General features: G+C 57.3%; 11 protein-coding genes. 6 read left to right on the top strand and 5 right to left on the bottom strand.

Translation table 11 applies throughout. From position 1 onward, the window contains the following. The first annotated feature begins 161 nt into the window (after positions 1 to 161). From LDN82_RS17000 to LDN82_RS16975, 6 genes are read left to right on the top strand one after another with little or no spacing between them, the layout of a single operon-like run. Positions 162 to 1790 carry a glycosyltransferase gene (locus LDN82_RS17000; protein WP_346347095.1) on the top strand — a complete coding sequence of 543 codons (1629 nt, stop codon included), beginning with the start codon at positions 162 to 164 and terminating at the stop codon, positions 1788 to 1790. A 36-nt stretch (positions 1791 to 1826) separates the two neighbouring features. Beyond that, positions 1827 to 3107 (top strand): UDP-N-acetyl-D-mannosamine dehydrogenase, encoded by a 1281-nt coding sequence (wecC, locus tag LDN82_RS16995; protein WP_224165128.1) that lies wholly within the window; start codon positions 1827 to 1829, stop codon positions 3105 to 3107. Positions 3108 to 3166: 59 nt separating this feature from the next. After that, positions 3167 to 4075 carry a hypothetical protein gene (locus tag LDN82_RS16990; protein WP_224165127.1) on the top strand — a complete coding sequence of 303 codons (909 nt, stop codon included), beginning with the start codon at positions 3167 to 3169 and terminating at the stop codon, positions 4073 to 4075. Between the two features lie 28 nt (positions 4076 to 4103). Further along, positions 4104 to 5189: a hypothetical protein gene (locus tag LDN82_RS16985; RefSeq protein ID WP_224165126.1), complete on the top strand. Its 1086-nt coding sequence runs from the start codon at positions 4104 to 4106 to the stop codon at positions 5187 to 5189. Positions 5190 to 5194: 5 nt separating this feature from the next. Then, positions 5195 to 6847, top strand: coding sequence for a glycosyltransferase (locus tag LDN82_RS16980; RefSeq protein ID WP_224167560.1), 1653 nt, complete (start codon positions 5195 to 5197; stop codon positions 6845 to 6847). A 9-nt stretch (positions 6848 to 6856) separates the two neighbouring features. After that, positions 6857 to 9406, top strand: a complete 2550-nt coding sequence (locus tag LDN82_RS16975; RefSeq protein ID WP_224165125.1) for a hypothetical protein — start codon at positions 6857 to 6859, stop codon at positions 9404 to 9406. Between the two features lie 76 nt (positions 9407 to 9482). Here LDN82_RS16975 and LDN82_RS16970 read toward each other — a convergent pair whose 3' ends face one another. The 5 genes from LDN82_RS16970 to LDN82_RS16950 all read right to left on the bottom strand — a co-directional run bounded on the left by LDN82_RS16970 (position 9483) and on the right by LDN82_RS16950 (position 13974). After that, a complete protein-coding gene (locus tag LDN82_RS16970) occupies positions 9483 to 11135 on the bottom strand; it encodes a hypothetical protein (RefSeq protein ID WP_224165124.1) in 1653 nt (550 codons plus the stop codon). Positions 11136 to 11296: 161 nt separating this feature from the next. Then, positions 11297 to 12451 (bottom strand): UDP-N-acetylglucosamine 2-epimerase (non-hydrolyzing), encoded by a 1155-nt coding sequence (gene wecB / locus LDN82_RS16965; protein WP_224165123.1) that lies wholly within the window; start codon positions 12449 to 12451, stop codon positions 11297 to 11299. A gap of 103 nt (positions 12452 to 12554) precedes the next feature. Then, positions 12555 to 12818, bottom strand: coding sequence for a hypothetical protein (locus LDN82_RS16960; protein ID WP_224165122.1), 264 nt, complete (start codon positions 12816 to 12818; stop codon positions 12555 to 12557). A 62-nt stretch (positions 12819 to 12880) separates the two neighbouring features. Further along, complete coding sequence (locus LDN82_RS16955; RefSeq protein ID WP_224165121.1) at positions 12881 to 13450, bottom strand: YdcF family protein; 570 nt, start codon at positions 13448 to 13450, stop codon at positions 12881 to 12883. A 59-nt stretch (positions 13451 to 13509) separates the two neighbouring features. Then, the gene (locus LDN82_RS16950) at positions 13510 to 13974 is read right to left on the bottom strand and encodes an Lrp/AsnC family transcriptional regulator (protein WP_224165120.1); all 465 of its coding nucleotides are present in this window, start codon (positions 13972 to 13974) and stop codon (positions 13510 to 13512) included. Positions 13975 to 14026: the final 52 nt, after the last annotated feature.

The raw sequence follows: 14026 nt of genomic DNA, 5'->3' as shown, positions 1-14026 counted from the left end.
CTGTTCGCAGCGCCCGGGGCACCATGCTCCGAACCAAGGACGGACGCTCTTTAGCCTTCGGAGCGTTTGAATATCCGGCTGTCCCTCCTCGCCGCAGCGATCTGACTGTCGCTGTCATCCTCGATGATTTTTCTGCTCGTTCGTTTTCTTATGAGTGGAACGTGCTTTTCCTCGAGAAGGACAATTGGCTTCAACAGCTGCAAGAGCAGAGCGTTGACTTCTTGTTTGTCGAGTCCGCCTGGAACGGCAACTCCGGCTCCTGGCAGTACCAGCTCACCGGCAGCAACGGGCCGCGACAAGAGTTTTTGGATCTGGTGCGGTGGTGCCGCGAGCACGGTGTCCCTACCGTCTTCTGGAACAAGGAAGACCCTCCGCATTTTGAGGATTTTCTTCCTGCGGCTCGCGAATTCGACGCCGTCTTCACGTCGGATGAGAACAAGCTTCCGGATTATCGTGCGGCCCTCGGCCACGATCGGATCGGGGTCCTTCCGTTTGCAGCCCAGCCTGCAATCCATAATCCGGTAAGGCCCGCGAACGGCAGGCATTCCCGGGATGTTGCCTTTGCGGGGATGTACTTTGCGCACAAGTATCCAGAACGCAGGGAACAACTTCAGGTTCTTTTGGACGGCGCAATCACTGGTTCCGCCACGTCCAAGAATGGTCTTGAGATCTTCTCCCGCCAGTTGGGTGGAGATCCCGAATATCAGTTCCCAGCACCCTATGACGCGCATGTAGTAGGTTCGCTCAGCTATGACCAGATGCTTACTGCGTACAAGGCGTACAAGGTCTTCCTGAACGTCAACTCCGTGGTGGATTCGCCGAGCATGTGTGCGCGCCGGATCTTTGAGATCACAGCCTCCGGAACACCCGTAGTAACGACGCCCAGTCCTGCACTGCCACGTTTTTTCCCTGACAACGAAATCCACAGTGTTGCCAGTGCGGAACAGGCTGCGGACGTCATCAAAGCACTGATACGCAGCCCCGAACTCAATGATCGCGCCGTGCACTTGGCCCAGCGGCGTATCTGGGCTGAGCACACATACGCGCACAGGGCTGAGGAAGTTGTTCGGCTGGTGCTGCCCACCCGTCAAACGCCCGTTCAGCCGGAAACCGTCAGTGCCCTCGTTTCCACCATTCGCCCACACCAACTGGAGCACATCTTCAAGACAATTGGCTCCCAGAGGGGAGTGGACGTTGAGCTCGTGTTGCTGACGCACGGATTCAAACCAAGTGCTGCCACCATCAGCAGGCTTAGCAAGCAGTACAACGTGACTCGATTGACGTTGCTTGAAGAACCTGAATCGCTGAGTCTGGGAGCCTGCCTGAACAGGTGTGTTGCCGAGTCCAGTGGTGCGGTGCTCACCAAGATGGATGACGACGACTATTACGGTCCTGACTACTTACGGGACCAGGTCAACGCACTCCAGTACTCGGGGGCGGACGTCGTGGGCAAGCTCGCTCACTTTATGTTCATTTCAAGCAGGAATGCTGCTCTGTACCGTTTTGGACACATGGAGCACAGGTTCAGCCACCTGGTCATGGGACCGACCATTATGGCGAAACGCTCCGTCTTTGAAGAGCATCCATTCGAGGACAGAAGCCGCGGCGAAGACACTGCCTTCCTGAACGCAGTGACCCAAGCCGGGGGAAAGATCTATTCCTCTGACCGATACAACTACTACCAACTCAGAAGCGGATCGGGACACACCTGGAACGCCTCCGACGACGAGCTCCTCGCCTCAGGAGAAGTCCGGTTCTGGGGCAATCCCACCGAACACGTCACGCTTTAGCCCAGACTCAAGATTTGAAAATAAAAGGGGAACATTTTGAACACCATTAAACGAGTAGCAGTCATCGGCCTTGGATACATAGGCCTCCCAACCGCAGCCATCCTTGCAACGAATGGCATCGAGGTTATCGGCGTGGACGTTAACCAGCGCACGGTGGATGCCGTGAACGCAGGCCAGGTTCCGTTCGTCGAACCCGACCTCGGAGTCCACGTCTCCGGTGCCGTGAGCCAGGGCCACCTGAGCGCGAGTACTTCCACTCCGCAGGCTGACGCCTACATCGTTGCCGTCCCCACGCCGTTCAGGGAAGACCGCTCCGCCGACTTGAGCTACATCGAAGCTGCGGCCCGGGCGATCGCACCGCAGCTGCAGGGCGGCGAACTCCTGATCCTTGAGTCCACGTCCCCTCCCGGCGCCACCGAGCACATGGCCCAGTACATCTTGAACCTCCGGCCGGACCTCAGCCTTGATGGTTCCGACTCAAAGCCTGCCATCCTCGTGGCCCACTGCCCTGAGCGTGTCCTCCCGGGACGCGTCATGATCGAACTTGTCACCAACGACAGGATTGTTGGCGGTATGACTGCCGAGGCCGCCGAGAAGGCGAAGGACCTCTATGCAGTGTTCTGCCAGGGTGAAATCCTGACCACGGACGCCGTTACGGCCGAGATGGCCAAGCTGGTGGAGAACTCCTACCGCGATGTCAACATTGCTTTCGCCAACGAGCTTTCCGTCATCAGTGACAAGCTGGGAATTGACGTCTGGGAACTGATCCGCCTGGCCAACCACCACCCCCGCGTTAACATCCTGCAGCCGGGCCCCGGCGTGGGTGGCCACTGCATCGCTGTGGACCCGTGGTTCATCGTGGCAGCAGCCCCTGAGGAATCCCGCCTGATCCGTACTGCACGTGAAGTCAACGATGCAAAGCCGGAGTGGGTTTTCCAGAAGGTCGTCTCCGCTTTGGAGAACCTGCCCACCACGGCAGAGGTCTCAGTCCTCGGACTCGCGTTCAAGGCCAACATCGACGACCTCCGCGAATCACCCGCCATTGAGATCGCAGCACACCTTGCCGAGGCACTGCAGGACCGCCGTATCAACGTTGCTGAACCGCACGTGGAAGAACTCCCGAAGCAACTGGTTAACCGCAGCAACGTTGAGCTCGTTTCGATCGAAGATTCCATCCAGCGCTCGGATGTAGTCGTCGTTCTGGTTGATCACGACGACGTCAAGGCCGTCGCCCCCGAGCTGCTGTCCGGCAAGATTGTCATTGACACGCGCGGCGCGCTGAACCTTGAAACCCAGCCAGCGGCGATCGCTGTCTAGGTTTCCAGACCGGTTCGAGTGCTCGTACAGCTGAGCGAGCAAAGACATGAGAGTTGAGAATGACCCGCGCAAGAAATATTGATCCCAAGGTTCATGCGATCACAGGCTATCCCTCGATTGGCGCATTCCTGAGTGCCCGCGAAATCAAGGGGGGTTACCATGTGATTGATCATGGGGGGCTTCCTATTGACGTCCTGGTCCAAAATCGCGGGCACAAGACGACGGCCGTTTTTCTGCATGGCGCCGTACGTCCCGAGTACCGGCTACCCATGATTGCCGGTCTTGGCGTTTCCCGGGAAGTGGATGTCAACCGGATTTTTATTTCTGATCCCAGCTTGATCATCAGCCCTACTATGAACCTTGGCTGGTATGCGGGTAACTCAAAGCAACGACTTCAGCAGATTCTCGAAGACATCATTGCCAAGATCGTTTGGTCCTTTGGTAGCGAAAAACTGGTCTTTTTCGGTACATCGGGCGGAGGGTTTGCTTCTCTTTACTATTCGGCGCAATTCCCGGGCTCACTCGCGATCGTTGCAAATCCGCAAACTGACATTGCCAAATATGAGCCTGTCCCGGTTGCCAACTACGCCGAGACCTGTTTTGGGGTCAGCGGTAGTGACGCAATGGAAAGACTTCCGCACAGCGTCACGACGGATCTCGTGAAGGTTTACAGCAAACCCCTGGAGAACACCGTTGCCTACATGCAGAACAGCACCGATAAATTCCATATCGAACGGCATAGGAACCCATTTGTAGAGAATTTGCACTACAGCAATGCTGTTTTTGAACTCATGGGTGATGACTGGGGCGAAGGACACGCTGCTCCGCCTAAGGCACTCATAACAGAAGTTCTGAACGTGGCCGCGAGTGATGACTGGGCGGCAGGGCTGAAGGGACTTGGCTTTGCCCCGCCGAGTTTCGATGGCATGGATGCAGCAATGCGGCGAGGACGTCGGGTTCGCGAGTAGCCCCTCCGAACTATGCCTATGACGTCCGGTGTCCCGTTCGAATACCTCTGCGGTATTCGAACGGGACAGCCCCAGCCGGACGGAGCACGATGCAAAGAAAACTAAATACTTCCCAGAGAACTTCGATGCACGAAACGACTTCACGGAGCATTGCAGAATGTTAAGACTCAAAAATGACTCACCGCTGTCCAGATTCCTTCGAACACCGAGAGGTATTCTTGGATTGGCCATCGGCGCCCTAATCTTCGCTGGGGGCTTCATCTCCTATTTGGAATCCCGGAACTTGGGAATATTCCTCGTTGTCATCGGATTGGCAGCGGCCGTCCCGGTTCTCTTCGAGGGCACTTACACCCTTCGCCGTTCGCTGGCGACCGTGCGACAGAATACGCAAAAGACCACAGAGCAAACCCGTGCTATTCCGAATATTGCCAAATCGGCTGATTCGATCGACAAGAGTGTTCGCTTAAATGAAACGGATGTGGCCAAGCTCGTATCTGTTGGAAACCACACTAAACACGTTGCCAACGCCGAGTTGTTCCCCCATTTGGAGAAGATTCGGGACTGGGTGGGAATGACCCGTCACGTACAGAGCCGGAACATTTCGGTTGCAGCGGCAAGTGGAATATTTGAGTCAATCAGTCATCACTTGCCGGCAACGGTGGTACATATCGGTTCCGGCATCTCGACGGCATGGGTCGCGAACTGCCTCGCGCACCTCCAACCACGGCCTTCCCTGACAGCAGGATTAGTTGGGTCAGAACAGGAGATCGACGCCTTCCGCACCGTTTTGGGTACAGCCCAGGAAGACGTGAGCGCAAGTTGTAATCTTTTGCCCGCAAGCCCCGTTCCGGCTGCTTCCCTCTCCGGAGTGACGGCGCACTCGGCTGACATGGTGGTTATCGACTTCGGGGCACTTGCCTCAGGCACGGTGTTAACGGACAACATCCCGGCGCTGTATTTCAGCTGGCTCAGGCCTAAAACACCTGTGGTTATCGTCGACTCGTCCGCTATCGATGTTCGGCCCGCGGTCCAGGCGTTCCTGGAGGCTCATCCTGGACTCTACGTAAAGAACATGTCGAAGTCGTACAACCGCGCAGAATTGATTGGAACGTGAAAGTGATGAACTCGAGCGATGTCCACCTTGGCTTGTTCAACCTGGTGAATAATTCATTTGGGCTGGAGATTTCCTATGCCCTGCCTGAAGCCACCCGGGACCTTCCTTCCGTTGGAGTGGTCCTGGACGAATTCTCCACCCAATGCTTCGCCCCTGAAGCGCGGCTGTGGCCGATCTCCACAAGGGACTATGCAGAGGCGCTGGAGCGACTTCGTCCGGATGTCCTCTTTGTTGAGTCTGCCTGGAGTGGAAATGATGGAGATTGGGCCTATCAGATTACGGGCCCCGGCGGCCCCAAGGCCGCATTCTATTCACTGATCCAAGCCTGCAGACAACAAGGAATACCTACAGTCTTCTGGAACAAGGAAGATCCGCCCCACTTCGAAGAATTCCTCCCTGCAGCCAAGGAATTCGATGTGATCCTTACGTCGGAAGAGTCCTTGATTAAGGACTATGCGGCAGCGGCTGGACATGAGAATGTGGCAACCCTTCCCTTTGCCGCACAACCTCGAATCCACAAGCCGCTACGTGACTCACAGTCCGATGTCGGTAACGTGGCCTTCGCGGGGCAGTATTTTGCGCACAAGTTCCCGGAACGCCGTGACCAAATGAATCTGTTGTTCCCACCGTCGGCAGAGCTTGGCTTGTCGATCTACTCACGAGCGCTCGGCGGGGACGCAAACTACGCGTTTCCTGAACATTACGCACAGTTCGTCGTCGGCTCCCTGCCGTACGCGGCAATGGTGAGGGCATATGGCCACCACAAGGTCTTCCTCAACGTAAATTCTGTGCCGCAGTCGAAGAGCATGTGTGCGAGGCGGATTTTTGAGCTGAGCAGCAGCAAGACGGCTGTTGTCAGCGTTGAATCAGAGGCTATTGCAGGTGCATACGCGGCTGATGAAGTTTTCACGGTCCGGACGCAGTCCGAGGCAAAGGAAATTCTTGGGCGCCTGGTGGGCGATCATGACTTCCGGGAACGCGCCACGCATAAGGCCTGGCGCCGGACCCTGCAGCAGCACACCTATGCCCAGCGCATGCAGCAGATCTATTCCATGGCCGGGCTTGAGTGGAAGGTTCCTCGGGACGGCATTACTGCCGTGCTCGTCGCGTCCTCGTTGTCGTCCCTGGACCGGCTCATCGCCCAGGCCAATGAACAGACGATCGAGTTGGAAAACGTTGTGGTTGTTTGCCGTGTAGGACCTGACGACAGTGAAATTCGAGCGGCATTGAAGCGCAGAGGCATGTCCGAAACCACCACCATCCTCCGAACGCTTCAGGACATCGAGAGTTTCCAGCTGGAATCTCCATTTGTGGCCGTGTTCTCCGAGGCCTTTGATTACGCGCCGAACTATGTAAGCGATCTACGGCTCTATACACTTCACGACGCTGAAGCCCGTGTTACGGGCAAGGCAGTCACGGCCAGTGCCAAGAAGCCGGACAGTGCCTATATCGGCGATAGCTGGCCTGAAGATACCGAAGGCTTCCGCATTCTCTCGGGCGCATGGATTTCCCCGATCTCAGCTGATTGGAAGCCCCTCCTCGTGCACGAATCTTTGACTCCTGGTTCTGTCTTTGAATCTCCAGAGCTTGTGACGATTTCTGATCGGTTCAATGTACGCGAGGCATCCGCCAGTTCAGATCCGTCCTGGACGGTTTAGGGGAACACCATGAAAATTGCTTTGTTTGATGGCATAGTCGAAACGCACGTAGCCAGCTCCCTCGAGCGCGCCCTTGTAGCCGCGGGCCATACGGTTCTTAACACAGGGAAGGTCGGCCACGGGTACAAGTTTGCGACCGGTCCTGCCCAGTTGCACGTCCTCAACTCAACGTTGGATAAGGTCATCGATTTTCGTCCTGACGTGATTTTCGTGTTCAGGCCGGCCAGCCTTCCGGCGCCACTGCTTGAGCGGGCCAAGCGTACGGGGGCACGTCTGGTGGCTTGGCTTTCTGATGACCCGGTGCTTTGGGATCTTTCCTATGGGCCAGTCGTGGAAAGCTACGATGTTGTGCTCCACTGTGGTACTGCCAGAGTCCTGGATTTCTACGAGTCCATGTTTGGGCGTCCCACCGGGATAAACTTCCCGTTCTGGACAGACCAAACTGCATTCCCATACGTGTTTGGCTCGCAGCCACGGGAATCAGATGCAATGTTCCTGGGCAACGTCCACGATGAAGTTCGCCGGACCAGGTACTTCGACCTAGGTTCGCTTACCTCGAGTATCCGGATTCATGGCAGCGTCGGACGCGACTACTACCGAATCGGCGGTGGGTTCCTGGACAGTGACGAGGAAGTGGTCGAAGCCGGTGCCAGAACTGGACTCGCGATCAACATTCCGCAGTACTTCCGGGACCATCAAGGTCTCGAAACCTGGTTTGACGGTTTGGACAAATTGGGTTTCTTCCAGTATCCGAGTCGCGTAATCCAGTACGCCGCAATGGGAATTCCGATCGTCTCCGTTGTCCCGGACGCGGACGACCTGGCCTCCTTCCCTGAGATCGTCTGCGTCGATTCGATCACGCAACTGGACAGCACCATTCAGTCTTTGCTTGCTTCTTCTTCGCTGGAAGAAATGAGCCGTTCAACGCACGATCGCTTCCTCAGGAATTACTCCGCTGCGGCCCGCGTCATGGCTTTGGAATCGGTACTTTCCGATGATTCCTGGCAGGATCTGGATGCCACTGAACGCAGTCTGTGGTTCACTCAATTTGATGCTGTGGATGCCGGTCGCGAGCAAGCCGAACCAATTCGTTCCGCCGAAGTTGACGTTCCGCAGGAGCGCATTGAAGTGAAGGCGACGACGAACCCCCGCTCAATTGCCGTACTCGGGGTGGGATTCCGAAGAGTCACTTCCACGTCATCGGTGGCCATGAGAGCACTGCAAACGTTGGGACACAACGTAGTAGCCCTTGACCTTGCCCAATATAAGAGTGTCCTTGTACCCGATCCCAACAATGAGTTTAAGTTTGTTGTGAACGCCGCCAAGTTCATTCAGTCCGTCGAGGACCTTCCTGAGCTGCTTGTTATTTCGGGGCTTGATTGCGGCATCACCCAGGCTGGTAGGGATGAGTTGCTCGCGGCCGGCGTGCGACTTGCGGTAGTTGGTGCTGAACATGCCAAGGGCGGCGAGAAGGTTAAGCGCTTGGCTTCCAGGGTGGACTACTTTGGCGTCTTGAACGAAACTGTGGCCGCTGGACTTGTCAGCGACGGCTTTGAATCCGTGGAGCACCTGCCGCATCTGGTAGATCATTCGTTCCGGATGGCTACGGAACGGGTTCGCGAACGTGAGCAGCGCGTTGTGGTTGCCGGAAAGCGGAGACTTCATTTCAACAAACAAGCCGCAGCCTTCCGGGACGTGGCCGACTGGCCTTCGCTGGAGCTGTTCATTGAGGAATCACCCGCGGAATTCAACGACCTTGGGCTCCTTGCGGCTGCCTTGAAGTCCACAGTTGTTGTAGCACCGTTTGATGCCAGCATTCCAGGTCCGCTGCCGTCTGAAGCCTTGCCGTTTGCCATGGCTTCAGGTTCTCTGGTGGTAGTGCCCCGCGGAGTCGGCACGATGAACATCTGTCCTGCCGGGATCGCCTCAGTGTCCGTCCGGGAGAAGGGCGAACTGGCTATGAAACTCGCCAGGCTGGCATCCTCGAATGCAAGTACAACGAGGATTCTGGCTGCAGCCCGTACAGCGGTCCTGGGGCCGCTCAATGCTGAAATGCGATTTGAAGGAATGCTGGAGCGCATCTTTGCCAGCGAAGCGAAAAATTCCACCGTTCAGCAAATTGTTAGCGACATTGACATTGTCGAGCCTGCGGTCAGCTGGATGCTGGATCATGACCGGAGGTCCGTGTTGGTAACCCACGAACGGATCAAGGGCAAGGGTACGGATCTGATAGCAACAGTGGCCCACAGCGTTATTGAAGAGTCAGCCGGGTTGTACAAGCTGACGGTCAGTGTAGGCGGATCTGTCGCGTACACAGAGGTCTTGAGGACCTCGCCGGTTACACGCAACCTGCGGATCCACGTTCCCAAGAACCAGAAAACCCCGGAGGTGTCGTTCGCTATCCTTCCGGCTTCCAAGTCTCTGAAGGTCCGCCCCGCTTCGTTCCCCTCTGCCGAGATCAGCCACCTGGAGTGGGTTGGTTCCCTGGAAAACGTCAATTCCTTGGCCGCCGTTTCAACGTCCCCCTGGGGCGCTGGGAGCGGTAGCTCCGCCCACTAGTAGTCACTTGACGACAGAAGGAGGCCTTCTGCCCAACCCGGGCAGAAGGCCTCCTCGTTTGTTATCTGTGTAACTCTTAGCCGCGGTCTGAGTAAAATGCGTCGTTCTTTGCGCCCGCACCATTCACGACGTCGATCATGTAGTACTTGCCAATCCCGAGCGAGGTGCTGCCCAGTTTGGCCGTGACTGACTCAAGCCGTGGATTGATGCCACGCTGCTCGCCATAATCCGGGTTGTAGTTTGCAGCTGTCACTGTCTTTTCATAGGTCCGGCCATAGACGTCCGTCCACTTTACGGTCACGGTTCCGCCACTCAAGTTATGTCCTGTGACCAGAACATCTCCGTTGCCGTAGAAGATGGAATCCGTAATTACGGGCGTCATATTGCCGGCTTTTATCCGCTCGGCGAGTGGAGACCAGGTGCCGGTGCACGTGTAGTAGCCGTCCCACATGAAGGAGATGACCTTCATGGGGGAGTTACCCAGCTGCTGGAGCTGCCTGTCAACCCGTGATTTAGTGGTTTGGCCGCGCAAATTGCTGTCACATGGGTTCTGGCTTGTCGCTGGCGCCATGCCCTCGAGGTTGGCCCACAGCTGCGCTCCGGTGCCATCGATTCCTTCAGCTGCGGCCGCGAAATAGTCACGAACCGGTGCCTGGTATTTACTACCCCAGGTGCCGCTTCCCACGATGGAGGCATTGTATGGATCGACGGGGCTTGAGGCTTCGTTACCAAAGAATGCGCCGGACTTGCCCGTTCCCATACCATCCTGAATGGCTATCACAAGGCTGTTGCTGCCTGCCGTCATGCCGATCTTCTCGGCACCGTCGCGGACCTGTGTAGTCGTGAGGCCACCAGTCTTCCTGCCGTCCAAATAGGGGCTCACGAGTCCGCCGCGCTCCGGATGTATGCGGGCTATAGCCTGGTTCTGAATGCGGTATAGGTTCAAGATAGGGTCGAACGTCGTGCCGCTGGTTACAGGCATCTCATAAGAAAGGTAGAAACCACCGAGACCGGCTACGTTTATGACATTCCTTTGGTAGCGAAGGAATCGATCCGTGAACTGCGTAAAAGCAGGAAGATACGTGACATCCGGGAGATACCCGTAGTCTGTGCGGGCAACCGGTATTGGGAGTCCGGCATAATACTTCATTCCCAATGAAGTAGCAGTCTTGGCAACTGAGACGTTAACACCTGCCGTCCCCGAGGCTGTTGCGCCGCTAACGACTACCACGTCATACAGGCCATTCGATGAAGTGCAACTGCTGCCTTGGTTGGGCAGTACGAAAACTGTGAAAGGTTTGCCATTTCCGGTAAGGGAAATATCGCGGGGGCAGACATGCGAAGGCGTACCCCACAGGGCGTTATCCGAGTAAGTGAAGTATCGGTTGACCTTTACACCGGCTGCTGCGGCCTGGGCACAGTTTGTCCCGTTGACTTTGCAGTCGGCAGGGATATCCGTCAGGGTGGCGGGCTTTATCCGCGACCCAAAGGTTACGACGGTGTCCCCACCGACTGCTTTGATGGCGGAGAGTTTCTCCAAGTTCACGGTGTCGCTGCTACTCCCAAAAATGAAGAAGCCACTTATGGGATAGACGGGTGGTGCAGCCGCTTGGGCCGGCGATGTGTGCAGGAAACCTACTACCAGGACAAATGCGGCCAGGAGGCTGGCCACAATATGTCTGGCGTTGACAGTAGGTGGGAGGGACGTCTCGGACCTGAACTTTGCCACGGTGGATCCTTGGGCTCGTAGGGTGAGACCTTGGACCTATGCCAAAAGAATGGCGTGCGGGCACGCCAAACTCAATGACTTGACATCAACTTTCAAGCAGCCAAAAGCACTGTAATTTGTGCTAACGGTTCATGACAGACCTGTTGCAGGTACCGTCTTTACTAAACAGAAACAGTCACACCGAATTCGTCGATCCGCTGGCCGACGCCGAGGAGCTCGGCAATGGCGGCCACTGTACGTTCCGAGGCGCGACCGTCACCGTACGGGTTGACGGCGTTGGCCATGGCATCGAAATGGTCGGCATCGTTCAAGAGGCGATCAACCTGGGAGACGATCCGTTCCTCATCGGTCCCGATGAGAGTAACTGTGCCGGCTTCAACGGCTTCAGGACGTTCCGTGTTTTCCCGCATCACCAGAACGGGCTTGCCGAGGCTGGGGGCTTCCTCTTGGACTCCACCGGAGTCGGTAAGGACGATGTGTGCCAGGGATAGCATTCGGGTGAACTCCCCGTAGGCCAACGGCTCCGTGACTACTACGTTCGGCTTTCCCTCGAGAGCGGGCAGGACCGCTTCCCTGACAACCGGGTTCTTGTGGGCGGGCAGGACGATGACGAGGTCCGGCTCGGCGTCCGCGATGCGGGCCAGCGCGCGGCCCACGCCGCGCATAGCGTCACCCTGGTTTTCGCGGCGGTGTGTGGTGACAAGGAGAATCTTGCGACCACTTGCTGCCAGTTCCTCGAGCTGCGGATCCGTGAAGGGAATCTGCTTGTCTACTGTGGTGAAGAGTGCGTCGATCACGGAATTGCCCGTGACGACGATGTCCTCGGCAGATACGCCTTCGGCCAGGAGGTTGGCCCGGCTGGTTGTAGTGGGTGCAAGATGCAGCGTCGTGATTTGGCTGGTGATCTTGCGGTTGGCTTCTTCGGGGAACGGCGACAGGAGATTGCCGCTACGGAGGCCTGCCTCAACATGCACTACGGGGATGCCGTGGTAAAAAGCGGCGATCGCTCCGGCCGTCGACGTGGTGGTGTCGCCTTGAACGATGACGGCGTCTGGCTTGTTTGTCGAGAAAAGCTTGTCGAGCCCGGTCATCGTGCGCGTCATGATGTCGGTGAGCGACTGGCCGGGCTGGAGGATATCGAGATCGTGGTCAGGAGTAATACCGAAAAGGTCGTTGACCTGGTCGAGCATTTCCCGGTGCTGACCCGTGACGGTTACGATGCAGTCGAACTCTTCGGATTCGTGCAAAGCGTGAACAATGGGCGCCATTTTTATGGCTTCCGGACGAGTACCGAAAATGGGCATGATGCTGGGCACGTTTTTCCCCCAAGAGAGCGATCTTGCGACAGACAGAGACTTCAACATCCTATCGGAGCTCGCCGCTGAGCAAGAATCGAGGCTTATGCGGCCCCGGGATGAACTAGCCCGCTAACAGCAGGACTGCCAGCAACGCCGGTACGGCCACAACGACCAGAACGACAAGAACCAGCGCCACGCGACGCTTGAACTGCTGCTGCTCGGAGCTCTTGGTGGGGACTATGGGGATTGGGGCGGACGAAGGCCGCGGGTGGTCGGTTATGGGCGCAGATGACGTCCGCGCGGGGACTGACGGGAGACTCAGGCGCAAGCGGCGGCGCCTGTAGTGACGGCCCGCTGGAAGCGGGCCGACGGGTGTTGGACTCACCTTGTGCACCTTCCATGGACGGTCGCTCGGCGACGTGTTTTCTGACAGTTCTTCCCTCTACCTTAGTGAGGAGAACACTCCGGCTGCATCCACACGTCGATGAGCCCACCTGTTTCGACGACGAATCGGTCCAGCCATGCGCCGGCTGAAAGGTCGGGTTGGGAGCCGACCATTTGGATCTCAGCAGACGTGCATTGCCGCATTAAAGTACCTGCCCGCATGAGGTGGTAGCCGGACGTAACCACGGTGACGGACTTCCATCCGTTCTGCGCGATCAGCTCCGCAACGCCCTTGGCTTCGCCCCGCGTATTCAGCGGTGAGGGCCGGAAACAAATCAGGTCAGGTGCGTCGTCTTCATGGCACAAAGCGTCACCCTCCACGTTGCCGGACAGGCCGGTCGTGGAGACCACCAAAATGGGGATGTCCAGGCTTTCCTGGAGTTCCTGGGCCACGGGAAGTCGTTCCTTACTTAACCCGCCCAAAACGACGATGGCGTCGGTCCGATGAGGCACTGCTTTCGGAGGGCTGTAAAAGAACTGAAAAGCGGTAATCAGCCACAGCAGCGCGATCGTCACGACCGACACTGAAGCCCACAGCGCGGCGCGCGTAACGAAGGCGGTTTTGAGGGGCACGGGGACAGTCTATGGTCCCCGAATGTGCGTTCCGTACGTGGCACCTGCCACCCGGGCAGTTACCGCGTATCAACGTCCTCGAACACCAGGAAAGTCTGGGTATCCAGCACTCCCTCCATGGACTGCAATTGGTCGAAGATCACACGGCGGAGGTGGATGTTGTCTGTGGCGCGGACCAGCAGGATGACGTCAAAGTCGCCGCCCACCAGCGCAATGTGGTGAACCTCGGGGATCGCCCGCAAGAGCTCCTTCAGTTCCCGCCAGGAATGCTGCTGGACCTTGAGGGTGACGTAGGCGGAAGACCGCAGGCCGGCTTTGATCGGGTCCACCAATGCCGTGAACTTGGTCAAGACCCCCTCGCCGGTAAGCCGTGCAATGCGGGAGTAGGCATGTGCCCGGCTGATGTGCACGTTCTCGGCCACTTGCGTAATGGACATCCGGCCGTCAGTTGTGAGCTCACGGATGATGTCCCGGTCAACATCATCCAGGGGCACGGCAGTCTGCTCCGCCTCGGTCTCGCTCACGTGGTCTCCAATTCGTCTACAGGACTGGCTCGTTACCCAGCTCACATTTGCA

The sequence above is a fragment of the Arthrobacter sp. StoSoilA2 genome (assembly GCF_019977195.1).
Lineage (GTDB): Bacteria > Actinomycetota > Actinomycetes > Actinomycetales > Micrococcaceae > Arthrobacter.
Note: the sequence above shows the minus strand (reverse complement) of the source record. Positions and strands in the feature narration are given on the sequence as shown.